The organism is Delftia acidovorans NBRC 14950 (assembly GCF_001598795.1).
Classification (GTDB): domain Bacteria; phylum Pseudomonadota; class Gammaproteobacteria; order Burkholderiales; family Burkholderiaceae_C; genus Comamonas; species Comamonas acidovorans.
Window position 1 is genome coordinate 179,766 of sequence record NZ_BCZP01000008.1, and the last position, 18,276, is coordinate 198,041.

Genomic DNA, 18,276 nt, shown 5'->3' on the forward strand with positions numbered 1-18,276 from the left:
GGCGTCCCGTCGAAGTGCCTGGCTAGAGGACCACGAACAGCAGCCACACGAGCAGCGGCGCCACCAGGGTGACAAGGCCGCCGTAGACCATCAGCTGGCGGAAGAAGCGGTCGCGGTCCACGCCCTTGGCATTGGCCAGGACGAGGGCGCCGTTGGTCGAGAAGGGGCTGACATCCACGATGGTCGAGGACACGGCCATGGCCGCGATGAAGCCGACGGCGCTCACATCGGAGCCGCCCTGCAGGAAGGGAACGGCCAGCGGAATCAGCGAGCCCAGCACCGCCGTCGAGGAGGCGAAGGCCGACACCACGGCGCCCACGAAGCACAGCAGCAAGGCCGCCACCAGGGGCGAGGTCAGCTGCGCCACGCTGTGGCCTACGAAGTCGATGGTGCCCATCTTGTCCATCACGCCCACATAGGTGCTGACACCCACGATGAGCATGATCTCGGGCCAGGACACCTGGCCCAGCGCGCGCTTTTGCAGGTTGGGCGCCATCAGCGTCAGCACCAGGCCGATGGTGATGGAGACAAAGCCGATGTCCTGCTTGAAGAACAGGGTGAGGACCGCGAGCGCCAGCAGGCCGACCACGGTGGCCACCTGGTAGCTGCGCGATTGCGGTGCGGCGTCCTGTTCAGGGGCGGCGCGCATCAGCGAGTCGCTGGAGCGTGCAGCCGTGTTGCGCTCCTCGGACAGGGCCTCGCCTTCGGCGTCGCCATACACCTGGGCGCCGCCCTGGGCATGCGAGACGCGCGGCGTGGCGGGCACGCTGCCATCGGCATCGGCCTTCATGCGCATCAGCCGGGCGCCGCCCATCAGGAAGAACAGCAGCACGGCCACGGCCAGGTTGACCCCCATGCTGGCCAGCATGGTCGCCATCTCGTTGAGCGGCAGGCCCGCCTTGGCCACGATCTTGTTGGTGATGCCGCCGTAGATGCTGATGGGCGAGAAGCCGCCGCCCTGCGCGCCATGGATCACCAGCAGACCCATCATCAGCGGATTGATGCCGTACTTGGCGGCAAAGCCCAGGGCAATGGGCGCGATGATGGCCACGGCCGCAGGGCTGACGGCGCCCACCGCCGTCAGCAGGGCCGCAATGAAGAACATGATCCACGGTATGGCGGCAATGCGCCCGCGCACGGCGCGCACCGCCATGCGGACCAGCCAGTCGATGGTTCCGTTGTTCTGCGCCAGCGCGAACAGGTAGGTGATGCCCGCCAGCGTCAGAAACAGGTCGGCGGGGAAACCGCCAATGATGGCCTTGGTCCCCATGCCGGCCACCAGGGTGCCGACCAGGAAGGCCCCGACAAAGGCCAGCAGGCCCATGTTGATGGGCAGTGCCGTCGCCAGGACGAACATGCCTATCAACGCGCCAATCGATATCCAATGGGAATTCATGCGATGTCTCCGGTTTTTTATGCGCCTGCAATACGTGTGCATGCTGGTATGCACGGTACGCGGCGGCCCGGAGCGCATCAATAAAGCGCGAGCGCCAACAATTACGCAGAGAGAAACAATGAAGGGTTAACCCGGCGAAGCGGGGCTGTCGCCCCCGGCATGCCGGGTCAGCCGAGCTGCCCGTTCGCGAGGCGGCACACGCTGAGCAGGGCCAGCAGGTTGGGGTCGCGTTCGCGGGAGCGCAAAAAGGTCAGCACGATGGTCTGGCGCATCAGGTACCTGGCCTGCAGCGGTATCAGCTGCACCTTCTGCGGCATCACGCCGCGCACCCGCCCGGGCAGCAGCGTGTAGCCGACGCCGCCGCTGACCAGGTTCATCAGCGAGAAGATGTCATCCGTCTTCATCACCACGTTGGGCGTGAAGCCGGCCACCCGGAAGGACTCCATGAAGCCGCCATAGGTCGCAAAGCCTTCGCCCAGGCTCACGAAGTTCTCGCGCGCCATGGCGCCCAGATCGACCTCGGCCAGATGCGCATAGGGCGAGCCCACGGGCGCGGCAAAGAAAATGTCGTCCTCGAACAGCAGCTGCGTCTGCATGTCGGCGGCGTTGTCCGGCATGGCCATCAGCGCCGCGTCCAGCGTTCCGTTGCGCAGCCGCTCCAGCAGGCCGGCGTTCGAGCCCAGCACCAGTTCGGTCTGCAGATCGGGGCGGCGCAGCTTCAGCGCCATCACCAGCGCCGGCACGGTGCGGTTGGTCAGGGAGTACAGCGAGCCGATGCGGATGCGGTCCGCCGAGTAGCCTGCCACCTCGCGCGTGGCGCGTATGCCCTCGGACATGGTGGCCAGCACTTCCCTGGCGACATCGGCCAGGGTCTGCGCGGCCTCGGTGGGCTTGAGGTTGCGCCCCTCGTGCCGGAACAGGGCGCAGCGCATGCCGGCCTCCAGCGCGTGCAGTGCGCGGTGCACGCTGACCGAGCTGGTCTCCAGCCGTTCCGCCGTCTTGGCGAGATTGCCTGTCTCCAGGAAGGCGAGCAGCACCTCCAGTCTGCGGAAGGTTATTTCGTCATCGATTCTCAGGCTCATGGCAACGTCACGCTCTCATCGTGGGGGACGGGCGGATTGTGGCGTTGATCGCGTTGCGTGCACAGACTCCGGTCTGTCCGGGGGGCGGGGCCCCGGGTGGCTCACGATGCGGATTGGCTGCGCTGGATGCTGCGGATGTCGAAGGCGCCGCCGGTCTGGGCCTGGTCGCTGGTGGTGACGGCCTGCTTGCCGAGCAGGGGGAAGACCAGCTCGGCAAAGCGGATGGATTCCTCCAGGTGCGGGTAGCCCGAAAGCACGAAGCTGTCCGCACCCAGCGCGGCGTATTCGCGCAGGCGCTCGGCCACGGTGGCCGCGTCGCCGACCAGGGCCGTGCCCGCGCCGCCGCGCACCAGGCCCACGCCTGCCCAGAGGTTGGGCGCCACCTCCAGCCGGTCGCGCCGCCCGCCGTGCAGCGCGGCCATGCGCGACTGGCCCACGGAGTCCATGCGCGCATAGCCGGCCTGGGCGCGGGCGATGTCCTCGTCGGTGAGCTTGCTGATCAGGCGCTCGGCATCGGCCCAGGCCTCCTCGTTGGTCTCGCGCACGATGACGTGCAGCCGCACGCCCAGGCGGACCTGGCGGCCCTGCTGCGCGGCGCGGCGGCGGATGTCGGCGAACTTTTCGGCCACGGCGGCGGGGGGCTCGCCCCAGGTGAGGTAGGCGTCCACCTGGCGCGCGGCCAGGTCGTGGGCGGCGTCCGAGGAGCCGCCGAAGTACAGTGGCGGATGTGGCTTTTGCACCGGGGGAAAGAAGTTGCGGCCCTGCTTGACCTTGAAGTATTTGCCGTCGAAGTCCACGGCCTCGCCGGCCAGCAGGCGGCGCCAGATGGTCAGGAATTCATCGGCGTAGGCATAGCGTTCGTCGTGGGCCAGGAAGATGCCGTCGGCCTCCAGCTCGGTGGCATCGCCCCCTGGCACCACGTTGAGCAGCAGGCGCCCGCCCAGGGCCTGGTCCAGCGTGGCGGCCTGGCGCGCGCTGGAGACGGGCGCGCCCAGCGAGGTGCGCAGGGCCACCAGCAGCTTGATGCGCTGCGTGACGGGCACCAGGCTGGAGGCGACCACCCAGGGGTCCAGGCAGGAGCTGCCGGTGGGGATCAGCAGGCCGTCGTAGCCCAGCTCCTCGGCCGTGACGGCGATCTGGCGCATGTAGGCGTTGGTGGGTGCGCGGCCGAAGTCGGAGGTGCCGAGGTAGCGCGTGTCGCCCGAGGTGGGCAGGAACCAGAAGATGTCTGGCGATGGGTGGGGGTCTTGGCTCATGGGATCTCCGGGGACGATGGAAAGGACGGTGGCGCGGCCTCGCCCGGCACCTGGCCCAGGCGCTGCAGCCGCGCGCGCACCACGCTGCGGCTGATGCCCAGCTGGCGCGCGGTCTGCACCTGGTTGCCGCGGTTGCGCTGCCAGGCCTTGAGCAGCAGGGCGCCCAGCACGTGCTGCTCCAGGCCTTCGGCATGCACGTCGCACAGGCTGTCCAGCGCTTCGCCCAGGGCCAGTTCGGCGGCGGCGGCCTGGGCGCCGTGTTCGGCCTCGCGTGTGGGGACGGGATCGGGCTCGCCCTGGCTGCTGGCGATGTGCAGGTCGCCCGCGCCGATGTGCATGCCCTGGGTCAGCAGCAGGCTGCGGTGGATGACGTTCTCCAGCTCGCGGCTGTTGCCGGGCCAGTCGTGCTCCAGCAGCTTGCGCTGCGCGTCCTGGCTGAGTGCCATGGGCGCGTAGCGCATGCGCTGGCAGTAGCTCGCGATGAAGTGGCGCGCCAGCGGCAGGATGTCGGCCGGGCGCTGGCGCAGCGGCAGCACGGTGAGGGTGACGACATCGAGCAGGTAGTACAGGTCTTCGCGAAAGCGCCGCGCCGCCACCTTGGTGTGCAGCGGCGCGCTGCTGGCCGCGAGCACGCGCACGTTGGCCGGCGTGCGCTGGCTGGCGCCGATGCGGGTGACCGCCTTGTCCTGCAGCACGCGCACCAGCTTGCTCTGGATGTGCAGGGGCAGGTCGTCGATCTCGTCCAGCAGCAGGGTGCCGCCGTGGGCGTCCTCGAAGCGGCCGGGCAGGTTGCCGAAGGCACCCGTCAGCGCACCGCTTTCGTGGCCGAAGAGCTCGGCGTTGATCAGGGCCTCGGACAGCGCGCCGCAGTTGACGGCGACAAAGGGGCCGTGGCGGCGCGGGCTCAGGCGGTGGATGTGGCGGGCCACCATTTCCTTGTCGGCGCCGCTGTCGCCCAGGATGAGGACGCCGGCCTCGCTGGCGGCCACCTGTCCCATGGTCTTGAGCAGGGCCTGCGAGGCCGGGTCTTGCAGTATCCACGGCGCGGGCGCGGCGCCGTCATCGTGCGCGGCAGAGGCTGCGGGCGCAGGCACGGTTGCAGGTACGGGCGCAGGTACGGGCGCAGGTGTTGCCGAGGACTTGCCGGGCGGCCAGGTGGGCAGACGGGTGTTCATGGCGCGGCGTCACGAGTAGAAGCTGGGCTGCGGATGGGTGCCGTTGAGCACCCAGTCGCCCAGCTCCTGCAGCTTGTAGTGCAGCGGGTCGTGCAGCGTCTGCGTGCGCAGGTTGCGCCAGAAGCGGTCAAAGCGCAGCGCCGCGTGCGTGGCGCGCGCGCCCGTGGCCTCGAAGATGCGGCTGGACAGGTCCAGCCCCGAGCGCGTGGTGGCAATCTTGGCGGCCGTCACGGCCACGGCGACTTCGCCGCGCTCGTGGGCGGTCAGCGCCGGGCCACGGCGCCAGGCGGCGTCAAAGCGCTGCGCGGCCTGCAGGGTCAGCAGGCGCGCGCCTTCCAGCGCGGCCCACAGCTCGCCATACAGCGCCTGGATGTGGGGGTCTGCGCCGGCCGCATCGGCAGGGGACTTGAACCAGGGCCGCGCCTCGTTCAGCGTGTAGCCGCGCGCCTGCTCCAGCGCGCCCTGGGCAATGCCCAGGAACAGATGGGCCAGGATGAGCTGGGCCAGCAGCGGGCGCAGCGCGGCATGCGGCGTGGACAGCGGGCCGGGGTCCAGCAGCAGCTCGGCCGCCTCCACGCGCACGCGCTCGAACAGGGCCGAGCCGCTGTCGGTCTGGCGCTGGCCCATGTTGTCCCAGTCGCGCAGCAAGGTGATGCCCGTGCGCTCCGTGGGCACCACGCCGATCAGCAGCTGCCCGCTGTCGGCATCGATGGCCGAGGCCACCAGCATCTGCGAGTCCAGCGCGCCCGAGGTAAAGCTTTTCTTGCCCGAGAACTCCCAGTGGCCGGGCTGGCGCGTGGCCGTGGTGCGGCGGTCCAGCGGATTCAGCGTATTGCCCCAGAACCAGCGGTGGCGTGCCGTCTGCAGCAGCCAGGGCCGCCACTGGGCGGGCTGGCCGAACAGTTGCACGGTGGCCAGGTGCAGGTGCTGGAAGCCGTAGACATGGGCCAGCGAGCCGTCTGCCGTGGCCAGGATGCGCACCGTCTCCAGCGTCTGCACCCAGTCCGCGCCCAGGCCGCCCAGCTCGCGCGGAATGCTCAGCGCCAGCAGGCCGCTGGCGCGCAGCGCATCGCGCTCGGCTTTGGGCGTGCCGCCTGCGGCATCGCGCCGGGCCGCCGTGGCGGCAAGGCGCTGCGCCAGATCCTGCGCAGTGGCTATCGGGTCCGCAGGGACGGCCTGTGCCTGGCTCACGCGGGCTGCCCGGCCAGGGCCAGGTCGGCGGCTTCGGGAACAGGCGGCTGTGCCTCGGCCTGGATTTGGGCCTGCACCAGCTGCTGCAGCGCACCGCGCAGCACCGGGGCCGACAGCTGCACGGTCAGCTCGATGCGCTGGCGCAGCGATTCGCTGTGCACCTGGCCGTCCTGGATGTCCTCGGGCGTGGAGTACACGCCAATGGGCAGGGTGAGGGCCGAGAAAAAGCCGAACAGCGGGCGCAGCTGGTGGTCCAGGATGAGGGCGTGGCGCGGGCTGCCGCCGGTGGCGGCCAGCAGCACGGGCGTGCCCTGCAGCGCGTCCAGGTCGATGAGGTCGAACAGGTGCTTGAGCAGGCCCGGCAGGCTGGCGCGAAAGACCGGCGCGCCGACGATGAGGAAGTCGGCCTGCTCGATGGCTTCGATGGCCTGCAGCGTGGCCGGCGGCAGGTCGTTCTTGGACAGGGCCGCGCCCAGGTGGGGCTGCAGGTCCAGCAGGTCGATGACCTGTGCCTGCAGCGGCAGCTCCTGGCCCAGGCGGGCATGCAGGGCGTCCAGCAGGACACGGGTGCGGGAGGGGCGGCTCAGGCTGCCATTGACGATGACAGTCTTCAGCGATCGGCTCATGGAAACTCCTTGGCGTGGGTTCCAGGAGGCAGCGCGGCATGCGGTTTGCGAAGACTGCCAGCCCGGATGAGGTGGGATGGATGCCTTCATTACAGGGCCGAACGCCGGTATGGCGAAAGAAACTTAACGCATTTGCTTATCGGTTTGGGTGCCTTGGCAAGTGCTTGTTTCTGAAAGGAATTTTGTGGCGCATGGCATGTGCTAATGCGTTCTGGCGATATGCGCACGGCCGCTGCGCCCTTCCCTGCGCAGCGCGGCCGCGCAAGGGCCTTCAGCCCGCCACTGCCGCCACGCCCGCCACGCCCACGTGCCAGTAGTAGATGGGGTCGGCGCCGTTGAGCAGGATGTCGCCCGCCGAGCGGGCCTTGTACAGCACGGGGTTGTGCGAGGCCAGGGTGCGCGCATTACGCCAGTGGCGGTCCAGTGCCAGGTCTTCGGACAGGGCGCTGGAGCCGCCCACCTCGAACAGCCGCGCGGCCGCCTGCAGCACGGGATCGACCACGGCCACCTGGGCCTGGGCCGTGCGCAGCTCCAGGGCATGCAGTTGCTGCAGCGGCACCTCGCGCCCGGCCTCGCGCTCGCGCGCGATGCGGCCCAGTTCGGCGGCCACGTCGGCCACGGCCAGGCCTGCGATGTAGGCCGTGCCGGCCAGCTGGCCGACGATGTGCTGCACCAGCGGATCGTCCTTGGGCAGGGTGGCGCTGCCGTGGCTGAACACGCGGCGGCGCGCCTGCACATAGGCGATGGCATCGCGCTGCAAGGCCCGGGCAATGCCGGCCAGGGTGGCCAGGTGGGCCAGCTGGAAATAGGCCACCAGGGGCGTGGGCTGGGCGCGCGGGAAGCGGATCACGGCGTCGTCGGGCACGCGCACCTGGCTGAGCACGGTGGTGCCCGAGCCGGTCAGGCGCTGGCCAAAGCCGCGCCAGTCATCGAAGCGCTGCACGCCGGCCTCCGAGGTGGGCACGACGGCGTGCACGGTCTGGTCTTCCTTGCCCGGCTCCACCGCGCGCGCCACCACGGTCACCCAGTCGGCATACAGCGTGCCCGTGCTGTAGAACTTGCGCCCGTCCAGCTGCCACCAGCCGGGCTGCGCATCGGGCACCAGGGTGGTCTGCAGCGTGCCCAGGGTGCCCGTGCCTACCTCGGTGGTGGCATTGCCGAACACGGCGCCGCGCGCGGCCAGCGGCAGCCAGCGGGCCTGGGTGGCGGCATCGCGGTCGATGAGCACGCGGTCCAGAAAGCCGAAGTGCGGGCGCAGGATCTGGGCGACGTTGGAGTCGGCCTCGGCCAGTTCGGTCCACAGCGCGAACAGCTGCTCCACGCTGGCGCCGGCCCCGCCAAGGCGGCGCGGCACGCGCAGCGCAGTGAAGCCGCTGTCACGCAGCCAGGCGATGGGTTCATGGGCCAGGCTGCGCGTGCGTTCGCGCTCGGCCGCACCCTGGGCGATGCGGTCGAACACGGGGCGAAAACGCGCCTGCAGGGATGGCAGCGAGGGCGCGTCGGGATCGGCCGGGCCGTCTGTGGTTGGGCCGGGCGCCGCGTAGGCCGCAGGCTCGGTGGCGCAGGGGAGGGTGGTGGTCATGGCTTTGCAAATTCAAAGGCCCGCCAACCCGGCCTGCCTGCAAGGCAGGGCCGGGCCACGGGCCGGTGGCGGGAGGGTGGCGAAGGCCTTCAACGCCGCCAGCGCGCGGCGGCGTGGCTGGCGGGCAGGCGGTCGCCCTGGCCGAACAGGCGCTGGCGCAGCGTGGCGTCCTCGCCGTAGCTGGTGCGGTAGCGGCCCCGGTTCTGCAGCTCGGGCACGACCAGGCGGGCGAAGTCTTCCCAGGTCTCGGGCGCGACGATGCGGGTCAGGTTGAAGCCGTCGATCTCGCCCACGTCGATCCAGCGCTCCAGCTCGTCGGCCACCTGGGACGGGTCACCCACGATGGTGGCGTAGCGGCTGCCCAGCGTGAACTGCTCCAGCAGCTTGCGCCGCGTGGTCCAGCCCTGCTTCTGCGCGGCCTGGGCCGCCGACTGGATGGCATTGGTGTTGCCGAAGGAGATGGGGTCGTCCAGCCCGTACTGCGCAAAGTCCACGCCGGTGCTGGCGGCAAAGTGGGCCAGCCCGCTTTCCGCGCTGGCGTGGGCCAGGTAGTCGGCGTATTTCTCGCGCGCCTCGGCCTCGGTGCGGCCGGGCACCACGGCCACGCCGGCGTAGATCTTGATGTCCTCGGGGCGCCGGCCCGCGTCCACGGCGGCCTGGCGCAGCTGGCGCGAGGCCTCGCGTGCGGCCTCGGGCGTGCGCGCGCCGATGAAGATGCCCTCGGCATGCCGGCCCGCAAAGCGCAGCCCGCGCGGCGAGGTGCCGGCCTGGAACAGCACGGGCGTGCGCTGGGGCGAAGGCGCGCTCATGTGGATGGCGTTGGCGCGGTAGAACGGCCCCTCGTGCACCACCGGGTGTACCTTGCCGGGCAGGGCGTGGATGCGCCGCGCCTTGTCGGCGATCACGGCGCCCTCTTCCCAGCTGCCTTCCCAGAGCTTGTAGGAAAGCTCCAGGAAGTCGTCGGCCCGGTCGTAGCGGCTGTCGTGCTCGGCCAGGCCGTTCTGGCCCAGTCCGCGCGCGCCGCTGTCCACATAGCCGGTGACGATGTTCCAGCCGATGCGGCCATTGGTCAGCTGGTCCAGCGTGGTCACGTCGCGCGCAAAGGTATAGGGCTGGTGCGCGCCCACGGTGGCCGTGAGGCCGAAACCGATGTGCCGCGTCACCGCCGCCATGGCCGAGACCAGCAGCCAGGGGTTGTTGACGGGCAGCTGTATGCCTTCGCGCAGGGTCAGGTCCACGCCGCCCTGGTAGACGTCGTAGTAGCCGACCACGTCGGCGATGAAGATGCCGTCGAACAGGCCTTCCTCCAGCACCCTGGCGATGTGGGTCCAGTAGGCCAGCGTGCCGTACTCGGTGGAGCGGTCGCGCGGATGGGTCCACAGGCCGTGGTGTATGTGGCCCACGCAGTTCATGTTGAAGGCGTTGACGTGGATGTGGCGCTTGGCTTGCGTCATGGGGCGGGTCCTGCAGTCCGTTGCGTCAGTTCTTCAACCAGGCCAGGCGGTAGAGCTTCTGGTCGTTCAGGTAGAAGGCGTGGATGGTCTTGCGCACCACGTCGGAGTTTTTGTAGATGTCCAGGAAGCGGGCGATGCGCGGGTCGGCCGCGCGGTCGCTGCGGGCCACGAACTGGATGGCCCAGGAGTCGTCCTCGTAGCTGGTGTAGGCCAGGCCCTTGCTGGCATCGAAGGCCTTGGAGGCGATGATGAAGTACGGAAATCCCTGGGCCAGGTCCACGTCGGGCGTGGTGCGTGCCAGCTGCGGGCCCTCGATCTCCACGAACTGCAGCTTCCTGGGGTTGGAGACGATGTCCGCCTGGGTGCCCAGCAGCCCGGTGTCGGGGCGCAGCGTGATCAGGCCCGCGTGCTGCAGCAGGCGCAGGCCGCGGCCCACGTTGACGGGGTCGCTGGCAATGGCCACCTTGGCGCCCGTGGGCAGGTCGGCCAGGGATTTGTGGCGCGTGGAGTACAGGCCCAGGTAGGACAGGATGCCCGCCTGCACGCTGGTGAACTTGAAGCCCTTGCTGCGCGCTGCATTGGCCAGGTAGTTGCTGTTCTGGTAGTAGTTGAGGTCGATGTCGCCCGCGTCCAGCGCCACGTTGGGCGTGGCCCAGTCGGTGAATTCCACCACCTGCACGTCCAGGCCCTGCTTCTTGGCCTCCTTGGCGGCGGCTTCCACCGAGTCCGCGAAGATGCCCGGCACCACGCCGATCTTCAGGGGCGCGGCCAGGGCGCTGCCCGCGAGCAGGGCAGCGCCCAGGAAGGCGGCCAGCCGGGGCCAGAGTGTGGGGAAGGTCGTTGTCATCATTGCATTCCTGTGTCGTTGATAAAGGTCAGAGCGCGCCATGGCGCGGCGGGCGTATGCCATTGAGCACGTAGTTGCCCACGGCGTGGTATTTCCAGCGCACGGGGTCGTGCAGGGTGTGGGTGCGCGCGTTGCGCCAGAAGCGGTCCAGGCCCTGTCCCGCCAGGGTGGAGGCCGTGCCCGCCAGCTCGAACAGCTTGCTGCCCGCCAGCAGGCTGGCGCTGGTGCTCAGCGCCTTGGCCTGGGCCACGGCCACCGAGGCGGCGGCCACGCTGTCGTCCGTGGGCGCACGCTGGGCGGCGTCCACGGCCAGGGCCGCGCGGGCCACCAGGGCATCGGCGGCGCGCAGGCGCACGTGGACATTGCCCAGTTGCTGCAGCAGCAGCGGGTCCTGCGTGGCGCTGGCCACGCCCGCATCCACCCAGGGCCGCGCATGCTCGCGGATGAAGGGCAGGGCGGCCTGCAGCGCGCCGTGGCCAATGCCCGCGTCCAGGGCGGCATGGATGATCTGGGCGAAGGGGCCGATGGTGGTGGGCCGCTCGAAGGAACTGGTGAAGGGCACCACCCATTCGGGCTCCACGCGCACGCGATCGAACTGCACGGAGCCGCTGCCCGTCACGCGCTGGCCGAAGCCGTCCCAGTCGTCGGTGATGGTGACGCCGGCCGCATCGCGCGGGATGAAGACCAGGAACATGCGCTCGCCTTGCCCCGGCGCCTCTTCCTGCGCGCTGACCAGGGTGGGAATCCAGTGCGCGAACAGGGCGCCCGTGCAATAGAACTTGCGCCCCTGCACGAACCAGCCGCCGCTCTCGCGCAGCAGCCGGGTGCGGCGCTGGAAGTCGCGGTGGCCGATCTCGGCCAGCGCATTGCCCAGGCGTTCGCCGCGCAGCACACGGTCATAGAAGAAGGCCTTTTGCGCGGGCGATCCGCCCACGCGCAGCACTTCCAGCGAGTAGTAGTGGTTCTGCGGAATGTGGCCGAAGTTGCCATCGGCCGCCGCAATCAGGGTAATGGCCCGCGTCAGCGTGGCCGTGGACACGCCCGCGCCGCCGTACTCCCGGGGAATGGTGATGCCCCACAGGCCGCTCTGGCTGAACTGCTCCACCTCCTGCCAGGGCAGCAGGCGGTCGCGGTCGCGCGCCAGGGCGCCGGGGGCGATGAGGGCGGCAAAACTGCGGGCCGCCTCCAGCGCCTCGGCCTCGCTGCCGATGATGTGGGCGGGCCGGGCTGGAGGCGCTGCGGGAGCGGGCTGGCTGCCCGGTGTGGAGGCCAGGGCCTGCAGCTCTTGGGTCGATGTCTGTGTCATGGCGGTCAGTTCCACTGGTGGCGGCGCGGCAGGGCGCCGTTGAGCAGGTAGTTGCCCAGCAGGTGGTATTTCCAGCGCACGGGGTCGTGCAGCGTGTGCACGCGGGCGTTGCGCCAGTGGCGGTCCAGGCGGTGGGCAGCGCGGCTGGCCGAGGAGCCGGCCAGCGCGAACAGGTGCTCGCCGGCCTGCAGCGCGGCCTCGGTGGTGAGGATCTTGGCCTCGGCCACGGCCACCGAGGCCTGGGCGCTGGCCTGCTCGTCCACCGCGCCACCAGCCGCTGCAGCCAGCGCATCCAGCGTGCGCGCGGCCTCCAGCAGCACGGCATGGGCCGCATCCACCTCGATCTGCAGCTGGCCGACCTCGTGGATGAGGTGGGGATCGTCGCTGGCGCGCGCCACGCCCGAGTCCATCCAGGGCCGGCTCTTGTCGCGCACGAAGTCCACCGCGTCGCGCAGCGCGCCCTGGGCAATGCCCGCGTCGATGGAGGCCTGGATCAGCTGCGACACCGGGCCGGACAGCGAGGGCGTGGCCTCGAACTGCCAGGCAGGCACCACGTCCTCGGGCTGTACCTGCACCTGGTCCAGCTGCACGCTGCCGCTGGCCGTGGTGCGCTGGCCGAAGGAGTCCCAGTCGTCGAACACGGTCACGCCTGGCGCATCGCGCCGCACCCAGACCTGCACGATGCGGCCTTCCTCGTCCTGGGCGCGAAACGGCACCCAGTGCGCGAAGGCCGAGCCCGTGGAGTAAAAGCGCGTGCCGCTGACGCGCAGGCCGCCCGCGGCATCGCGCGACAGGCGCGCCGTGGCCTCCAGCACATGGGCCGCGCGCCCCTTGCGTTCCGGCCCGGCATTGCCCAGGCGGTGGCCGGCCAGCACGTCGGCGAACCAGCGGCGCTTCTGGGGCTCGCTGCCCATGTCCCGCAGGTTCTGCAGCACGGCGAAATGGTTCTGCGGAATCTGGCCCAGCGAAGGGTCGGCCGCGCACAGCGTGACGAAGACCTGGGCCAGCGTCTCGTACGAGGCGCCCAGGCCGCCGTAGGCGCGGGGCACGGTGATGGCGCCCAGCCCGCTGGCCGTGTGGCGCTCGATTTCCTGCCAGGGCAGGCGCCGCTCATGGTCGCGGGCGGCTGCGTCCGCGCGCCATTCATCGGCCAGGGCCTGGGCGGCCTGCAGGGCCTCGGCCTCGCTGGTGATGCGGTGCGGGGTGGAGGGCGGCAGGGGCAGGCGCCGCAGCGCCCCGCCCGGGGTGTGGTGTGTGTTGCCGGGCAAGGCTGCGCCCAGGGCATCCGGTGTGGTCATTCCGTGCCTCGTTGCTGAGTCGGTGGGGAGAGGGCCGCCAGGCGGCGGCCCCGGAGGGAAAGGCGTGGTGCCTGTTTTCAGCGTCAGCGGCTGCGCAGCCGGCGCACGTAGCGGTCGCCCAGCACCTGGACCACGGTGACCAGCGCGATCAGCACGGCAATCACCAGCAGCATCACCTGGGTGTCGAAGCGCTGGTAGCCGTAGCGGATGGCCAGGTCGCCCAGGCCGCCCGCGCCCACGGCGCCGGCCATGGCCGAGGAGCTGATCAGCGCCACCAGGGTGATGGTGAAGCCGCCCACGATGCCGGGCAGGGCCTCGGGCAGGTAGACGTGGCGCACGATGTCCCACTTGCGGCAGCCCATGGCCTGGGCGGCTTCGATGAGGCCGGGATCGACCTCGCGCAGGCTGACCTCGACGATGCGCGCAAAGAACGGCGTGGCGCTGATGGCCAGCGGCACGATGGCCGCCCACACGCCGATGGTCGTGCCCGTCACCAGCCGCGTGAACGGGATCAGCGCCACCAGCAGCACGATGAAGGGCGTGGCACGGAAGCCGTTGATCACGCTGCCCAGCGCGCGGTGCGTGCGCGGCGAGGCCAGGAAGCCGCCGGGCGCGGTGACGATGAGCAGCACCGCCAGCGGAATGCCCGCCGCCAGCGCGATGCCGCCCGAGACGCCGACCATCATCAGCGTGTCGGCCAGCGCGTTGCCATAGCGCTCAATGGGAATGGACAGATTCAACGACATATCCGAGATCCTTGATGTCATGCGCAATGGCCGCCGGGCCCTGCGTCAATGTGTGCCAGTCATGCGCGGCCGTGCCGCCGCCCAGCGCGATCAGCAGCTGCCCCTGGGCATGGCCCTGGATGCGGTCCACGCCGCCATGCAGCAGGCGCACCCGGCCGCCCAGGGCCTGGGCGATGCTCGGGAAGTCGGGCTCCAGCCCGTCCTCGCCGCGGTAGGTCAGCTGCAGGATGCGTTCGTGGCGGCCTGCGGGCGCGGTGCTCAGCAGGCGCTGGCGCAGGTCGTCGGGCAGGCCGTGCTGCAGCGGTGCCAGCAGGGCGCGCGTGGCCGGGTGCTGCGGGTTGCCGAAGACCTTCCAGACCTCGCCCAGCTCGGCGATGCGGCCCTGCTCCAGCACCAGCACGCGGTCGGCGATCTCGCGGATCACGCTCATCTCGTGCGTGATCAGGATGATGGTGATGCCCAGCTTGCGGTTGATGGTGCGCAGCAGCTCCAGGATGGACTGCGTGGTCTCGGGGTCCAGGGCCGAGGTGGCCTCGTCGCACAGCAGGATCTCGGGGTCGGTGGCCAGGGCGCGGGCAATGCCCACGCGCTGCTTTTGCCCGCCAGACAGCCGGCTCGGATAGGTGCCAGCCTTCTCCTGCAGGCCCACCAGGGCCAGCAGCTCATTCACCCGCGCATTGATGCGTGCGCGCGGCAGGCCCGCCACCTGCAGGGGCAGGGCCACGTTGTCGTACACCGTCTTGGCCGACAGCAGGTTGAAGTGCTGGAAGATCATGCCGATGCGCCGGCGCAGCTGCACCAGCTGCGATTCGTCCAGCGTGCCGATGTCCACGCCGTCGACCCGCACCTGGCCGCTGCTGGGCTGCTCCAGCCGGTTGATGGTGCGCAGCAGGCTGGACTTGCCCGCGCCGCTGCGCCCGATGATGCCGAAGATGCTGCCCGGCGCGATCTCCAGGCTGATCGCGTCCAGCGCCTGTACGGGCCCGGCCGAAGACTGGTAGGTCTTGGCCACGCCGCTGAAGGCCACGGCGCCGGGTCCGCGGATGGATTCCCGCGTGGTGCCGGCCGCTGCCGATGAGCGCCTGCCCGCGTCATGGGCCGGCCTGTCTGCCTCGTGGGCCGGCCTGTCTGCCAGGGGCTGCCTGGCTGCAATGCTGGTTGACATGGCTGAAGTCCTCCCCTGCCGCTCAGGGCTTGACCCAGGCCAGGTTGTACAGACGCTTGTCGTTGGAGAAGGCGCGCTGGGCCTCGGCCTTCACCGCATCGGAGTTCTGGTAGATGCGGATGAACTTCTGCACCACGGGGTCCTGCGTGCGGTTGGCCTTGACCACGAACTGGATGGAAAAGCGCGCGTCCTCGATGCCCGAATATGCGAGCCCGCTGGACGGATCGAAGGCCTTGGCCGCCACGATGAAGTGCGGGTAGCCCTGGGCGAGGTCCACGTCGCCTGTGATGCGCACCAGCTGCGGCCCCTCGACCTCGACGAAGCTGAGCTTCTTGGGGTTCTCGACGATGTCGTCCAGGCTGCCCAGGTAGCCCACGCCGGGCTTGAGCTTGATCAGCCCCACCTTCTGCAGCAAGAGCAGGCCGCGCCCCTGGTTCACGGGGTCGTTGGCAATGCCCACCTTGCCGCCCTGCGGCACCTGGGCGATGGCCTTGTGCTTGAGCGAGTACAGGCCCACGTTGGCCAGGATGCCCGTGCCCGCGCTGGCCAGCTTGTAGCCGTTCTTCTGGATGGCGTTGTCCAGGAAGGGCTGGTGCTGGAAGTAGTTGATGTCCAGGTCGCCCGAGTCCACGGCCACGTTGGGCGTGGTCCAGTCGGTGAACTCCACCACCTGCACATCGATGCCCTGGGCCTTGGCCTCCCTGGCGGCCACGGCCACCGAGTCGGCGTAGGCGCCGGGCACCACGCCGATGCGCAGCTTGTCGGCAGCGTGGACGGAGAACAGGGCCAGGGCGGCCAGCGGGGCGATCAGGGCACGGGAAAGCTTCATCGGGATCTCCGGAAAAAAAGGGTTCGAAAAGGCAGGAAGGGGCCGCGTCACGGCTTGCGCCACGGCAGGCTGTACAGCCTGTCGTTGGCGGCGAATGACTTGTGGATCTGCGCCTGCACGGCGCCCGAGGTCTGGTAGATGCGCACGAACTGCGCAATGCGCGGGTCCCGGGCGTTGTCCTGGCGCGAGACGAAGCGGATGGCGTAGTACAGGTCGTCAATGCCCGAATACAGCAGCGCATTGCCGGCCACCTGCGGCCGCCCGGCGTTGACGAAGTGGGCCGGGTAGCCCTGGGCCAGGTCCACATCGTCCAGCGCGCGCACCAGCTGCGGCCCTTCGATCTCGACAAAGCGCAGCTTGCGCGGGTTGGACACGATGTCGTCCAGCCCCGCGCGCGGGCCCTTGCCTTCGCGCAGCTGGATCAGGCCGGCCTTCTCCAGCAGCAGCAGGCCGCGCCCCTGGTTGACGGGGTCATTGGCCACGCCGACGCGCGCTCCCTCCTTCAGGTCGGCAAAGCGCTGGGTCTTGAGCGAGTACAGGCCGATGTTGGGCAGCAGGCCCGTGGCCACGCTGGTGAAGGCATAGCCGCGCTCGCGGATGGCGTTGTCCAGGAAGGCCTGGTGCTGGAAGTAGTTGAGGTCGATGTCGCCGGCCGCCAGCGCCGTGTTGGGCGTGGTCCAGTCGGTGAACTCGATGACCTGCACGTCCAGCCCCTGGGCGCGCGCCTCCTTGGCGGCGACCTCCACGGAGTCGGCCAGCGAACCGGGCGTGACGCCTATCTTCAGCGCGGCGGCCGCCGCAAGGCCGGGCAGCGCCAGCGTGGCGGCAAGCGACCAGAGCAATGTGTTTCTGCGCGTGGGCAAGGCGTGGTTCCTCCAGCTCGGCCAGGCCCGGCGCCGGCGCCCACATGGCGCCTGCCGGCATGGCCTCTGAAGGCATTGCAACACCCGGCCCCGGCGCGCACCACGACGGAATTCACATTTCCTTATAGCGAGCCATGCGCGGCGCAAGGCATTGATCGCAAAGGAAATTTTGCACAAGCAAGATTGAGCTTATGCCCGCGCGAAATATGGCACCGTGCCGGCTGCGCAGGCTTGCGGCAGCCAGGGCGGCCTGCCGCGCTCCCAGGCTCAAGCGCCCTGTTGCGCCTTCATCCTCGTCCAGGCCTTGAAGAGGATGGACTGCAGGCTGGCACGCTCGCCCTCGTCCAGGTAGTCGACCAGCGATTCGCACATGCGCCAGAAGGCCGGCAGCGCGCGGGCCAGCACCTCGCGGCCCTGGTCGGTGAGCGCCAGGTCGAAGCTGCGGCGGTCTTCCTGGCTGAGGCTGCGCGCCAGCAGCGAGCGCTTTTCCAGCCAGTCCAGCAGGCCCGTCACCGACGAGCGCGTCACGCCGACGTAGCTGGCGATATAGGAGGGCGTGACCACCGTGTCGCCCAGCAGCCCGCGCTCGGCCAGGCCGAAGATCATGAGCACGTCGAGCTTGCTCTCGGACAGGCCGAACGCCTGCAGCGATGCGTTGGCGCGCTGCTCCACATCGTCGGCCAGCCACAGCAGCAGCAGGCCCAGGCCGGCGGCCGGCGTGTCGGTGCCGGGCTGCGCGGTCTCGGCCATCAGGGCCAGGTGCGGGCGCAGCGCGTCGGGGGCGTTGGCGAGGGGGGTGGAATCGGGGGCCGGTGCGACAGCGGTCTTGCGCGGACTCATGGGAGTGGATGGAAGCGGGTGAAGGCGGGTTGAAGCCGGGAGAAGAAAGGGCGGTTGATTTTACGGCTTTCATATATTACGCTTTGTGTATAGTACGTTAAGCGTATTATTTGGCGGCACACAAATCTGCAAGGACATCCCATGCCCATCAAAGTTCTGGAACTCCACCATGTCGGATTCGGCGTCAACCACGCCCAGGCCGACGCCATGCTCGACTTCTACCGCGAAGTGCTGAACCTGCCCCAGGACGCCGCGCGCTGGAAGATCCCCGGCATCTACGGCTCCTGGATCAACCTGCCCAACGGCAGCCAGTTGCACATCCTGGGCAGCGAGGGGCCGTCGCGCTATGCGCAGGGCCCGGGCAAGGACCCCGTGTCCAACCACATCGCGCTGGCCGTGGACGACATCCTCGGCGCCGAGCAGGAGCTGCTGGCGCGCGGCGTCGATTACTTCACGCTGGACAACGTGGCATCGCCCAGCCTCAAGCAGCTGTTCCTGCGCGACCCGGCCGGCAACCTGGTGGAACTGCACCAGTCCAATGCGCGCGCCCCGGGCATCGCCCAGGCCGAGCAGGACGCGGCGCGCGCCGGCAACGAGTGACGCGACGCCCTCCCTTTTTC

Annotated in this window: 17 protein-coding genes; 1 reads left to right on the forward strand and 16 read right to left on the reverse strand. The window is 69.9% G+C overall.

The features are described 5' to 3' along the window. Window positions 1-22 precede the first annotated feature (22 nt). The 16 genes from DA1_RS12690 to DA1_RS12765 form a co-directional block, all read right to left on the reverse strand. Window positions 23-1,396: an SLC13 family permease gene (locus DA1_RS12690; protein ID WP_012203696.1), complete on the reverse strand. Its 1,374-nt coding sequence runs from the start codon at window positions 1,394-1,396 to the stop codon at window positions 23-25. Window positions 1,397-1,563: 167 nt separating this feature from the next. Beyond that, window positions 1,564-2,478, reverse strand: coding sequence for a LysR family transcriptional regulator (locus tag DA1_RS12695; RefSeq protein ID WP_034390708.1), 915 nt, complete (start codon window positions 2,476-2,478; stop codon window positions 1,564-1,566). A 101-nt stretch (window positions 2,479-2,579) separates the two neighbouring features. Further along, window positions 2,580-3,734, reverse strand: a complete 1,155-nt coding sequence (ssuD, locus tag DA1_RS12700; RefSeq protein WP_034390709.1) for an FMNH2-dependent alkanesulfonate monooxygenase — start codon at window positions 3,732-3,734, stop codon at window positions 2,580-2,582. Further along, window positions 3,731-4,909, reverse strand: coding sequence for a sigma 54-interacting transcriptional regulator (locus tag DA1_RS12705; protein ID WP_034390712.1), 1,179 nt, complete (start codon window positions 4,907-4,909; stop codon window positions 3,731-3,733). Before DA1_RS12705 ends, ssuD begins: the two co-directional genes overlap by 4 nt. 9 nt (window positions 4,910-4,918) lie before the next feature. Beyond that, the gene (locus tag DA1_RS12710; protein ID WP_034390714.1) at window positions 4,919-6,100 is read right to left on the reverse strand and encodes an acyl-CoA dehydrogenase family protein; all 1,182 of its coding nucleotides are present in this window, start codon (window positions 6,098-6,100) and stop codon (window positions 4,919-4,921) included. Next, window positions 6,097-6,726 (reverse strand): FMN reductase, encoded by a 630-nt coding sequence (msuE, locus tag DA1_RS12715; protein ID WP_016453782.1) that lies wholly within the window; start codon window positions 6,724-6,726, stop codon window positions 6,097-6,099. The genes DA1_RS12710 and msuE overlap by 4 nt, the downstream gene beginning before the upstream one ends. A gap of 271 nt (window positions 6,727-6,997) precedes the next feature. Further along, entirely contained in the window at window positions 6,998-8,308 is a 1,311-nt protein-coding gene (locus DA1_RS12720) for an acyl-CoA dehydrogenase family protein (protein WP_034390716.1), read from the reverse strand. An 89-nt stretch (window positions 8,309-8,397) separates the two neighbouring features. Next, the gene (locus DA1_RS12725) at window positions 8,398-9,762 is read right to left on the reverse strand and encodes an LLM class flavin-dependent oxidoreductase (protein ID WP_034390719.1); all 1,365 of its coding nucleotides are present in this window, start codon (window positions 9,760-9,762) and stop codon (window positions 8,398-8,400) included. Window positions 9,763-9,787: 25 nt separating this feature from the next. After that, entirely contained in the window at window positions 9,788-10,612 is an 825-nt protein-coding gene (locus tag DA1_RS12730; RefSeq protein WP_080736798.1) for a MetQ/NlpA family ABC transporter substrate-binding protein, read from the reverse strand. 25 nt (window positions 10,613-10,637) lie between these two features. Next, window positions 10,638-11,915: an SfnB family sulfur acquisition oxidoreductase gene (locus DA1_RS12735; protein ID WP_034398207.1), complete on the reverse strand. Its 1,278-nt coding sequence runs from the start codon at window positions 11,913-11,915 to the stop codon at window positions 10,638-10,640. 5 nt (window positions 11,916-11,920) lie between these two features. Further along, complete coding sequence (locus DA1_RS12740) at window positions 11,921-13,213, reverse strand: SfnB family sulfur acquisition oxidoreductase (RefSeq protein ID WP_034390721.1); 1,293 nt, start codon at window positions 13,211-13,213, stop codon at window positions 11,921-11,923. A gap of 83 nt (window positions 13,214-13,296) precedes the next feature. Continuing rightward, window positions 13,297-13,959, reverse strand: coding sequence for a methionine ABC transporter permease (locus DA1_RS12745; protein WP_012203707.1), 663 nt, complete (start codon window positions 13,957-13,959; stop codon window positions 13,297-13,299). Then, on the reverse strand, window positions 13,931-15,124 hold the full coding sequence (locus tag DA1_RS12750; RefSeq protein ID WP_034390723.1) for a methionine ABC transporter ATP-binding protein: 1,194 nt from the start codon (window positions 15,122-15,124) through the stop codon (window positions 13,931-13,933). Before DA1_RS12750 ends, DA1_RS12745 begins: the two co-directional genes overlap by 29 nt. Window positions 15,125-15,146: 22 nt before the next feature. Then, on the reverse strand, window positions 15,147-15,953 hold the full coding sequence (locus DA1_RS12755) for a MetQ/NlpA family ABC transporter substrate-binding protein (RefSeq protein ID WP_034390725.1): 807 nt from the start codon (window positions 15,951-15,953) through the stop codon (window positions 15,147-15,149). Between the two features lie 47 nt (window positions 15,954-16,000). After that, complete coding sequence (locus tag DA1_RS12760) at window positions 16,001-16,816, reverse strand: MetQ/NlpA family ABC transporter substrate-binding protein (RefSeq protein ID WP_034390727.1); 816 nt, start codon at window positions 16,814-16,816, stop codon at window positions 16,001-16,003. A 267-nt stretch (window positions 16,817-17,083) separates the two neighbouring features. Next, complete coding sequence (locus DA1_RS12765) at window positions 17,084-17,656, reverse strand: MarR family winged helix-turn-helix transcriptional regulator (RefSeq protein WP_034390729.1); 573 nt, start codon at window positions 17,654-17,656, stop codon at window positions 17,084-17,086. 141 nt (window positions 17,657-17,797) lie between these two features. On the opposite strand from DA1_RS12765, the gene DA1_RS12770 reads away from it, so the two are divergent. Continuing rightward, complete coding sequence (locus tag DA1_RS12770) at window positions 17,798-18,256, forward strand: VOC family protein (protein ID WP_017404212.1); 459 nt, start codon at window positions 17,798-17,800, stop codon at window positions 18,254-18,256. The last annotated feature ends 20 nt before the right edge of the window (window positions 18,257-18,276 follow it).

Excerpts from the sequence above, each read along its gene's own strand:
- DA1_RS12690 (WP_012203696.1), bottom strand. The coding sequence starts at position 1,396 with ATGAATTCCCATTGGATATCGATTGGCGCGTTGATAGGCATGTTCGTC.
- DA1_RS12695 (WP_034390708.1), bottom strand. The coding sequence starts at position 2,478 with ATGAGCCTGAGAATCGATGACGAAATAACCTTCCGCAGACTGGAGGTG.
- ssuD (WP_034390709.1), bottom strand. The coding sequence starts at position 3,734 with ATGAGCCAAGACCCCCACCCATCGCCAGACATCTTCTGGTTCCTGCCC.
- DA1_RS12705 (WP_034390712.1), bottom strand. The coding sequence starts at position 4,909 with ATGAACACCCGTCTGCCCACCTGGCCGCCCGGCAAGTCCTCGGCAACA.
- msuE (WP_016453782.1), bottom strand. The coding sequence starts at position 6,726 with ATGAGCCGATCGCTGAAGACTGTCATCGTCAATGGCAGCCTGAGCCGC.
- DA1_RS12720 (WP_034390716.1), bottom strand. The coding sequence starts at position 8,308 with ATGACCACCACCCTCCCCTGCGCCACCGAGCCTGCGGCCTACGCGGCG.
- DA1_RS12725 (WP_034390719.1), bottom strand. The coding sequence starts at position 9,762 with ATGACGCAAGCCAAGCGCCACATCCACGTCAACGCCTTCAACATGAAC.
- DA1_RS12730 (WP_080736798.1), bottom strand. The coding sequence starts at position 10,612 with ATGATGACAACGACCTTCCCCACACTCTGGCCCCGGCTGGCCGCCTTC.
- DA1_RS12735 (WP_034398207.1), bottom strand. The coding sequence starts at position 11,915 with ATGACACAGACATCGACCCAAGAGCTGCAGGCCCTGGCCTCCACACCG.
- DA1_RS12740 (WP_034390721.1), bottom strand. The coding sequence starts at position 13,213 with ATGACCACACCGGATGCCCTGGGCGCAGCCTTGCCCGGCAACACACAC.
- DA1_RS12745 (WP_012203707.1), bottom strand. The coding sequence starts at position 13,959 with ATGTCGTTGAATCTGTCCATTCCCATTGAGCGCTATGGCAACGCGCTG.
- DA1_RS12750 (WP_034390723.1), bottom strand. The coding sequence starts at position 15,124 with ATGTCAACCAGCATTGCAGCCAGGCAGCCCCTGGCAGACAGGCCGGCC.
- DA1_RS12755 (WP_034390725.1), bottom strand. The coding sequence starts at position 15,953 with ATGAAGCTTTCCCGTGCCCTGATCGCCCCGCTGGCCGCCCTGGCCCTG.
- DA1_RS12765 (WP_034390729.1), bottom strand. The coding sequence starts at position 17,656 with ATGAGTCCGCGCAAGACCGCTGTCGCACCGGCCCCCGATTCCACCCCC.
- DA1_RS12770 (WP_017404212.1), top strand. The coding sequence starts at position 17,798 with ATGCCCATCAAAGTTCTGGAACTCCACCATGTCGGATTCGGCGTCAAC.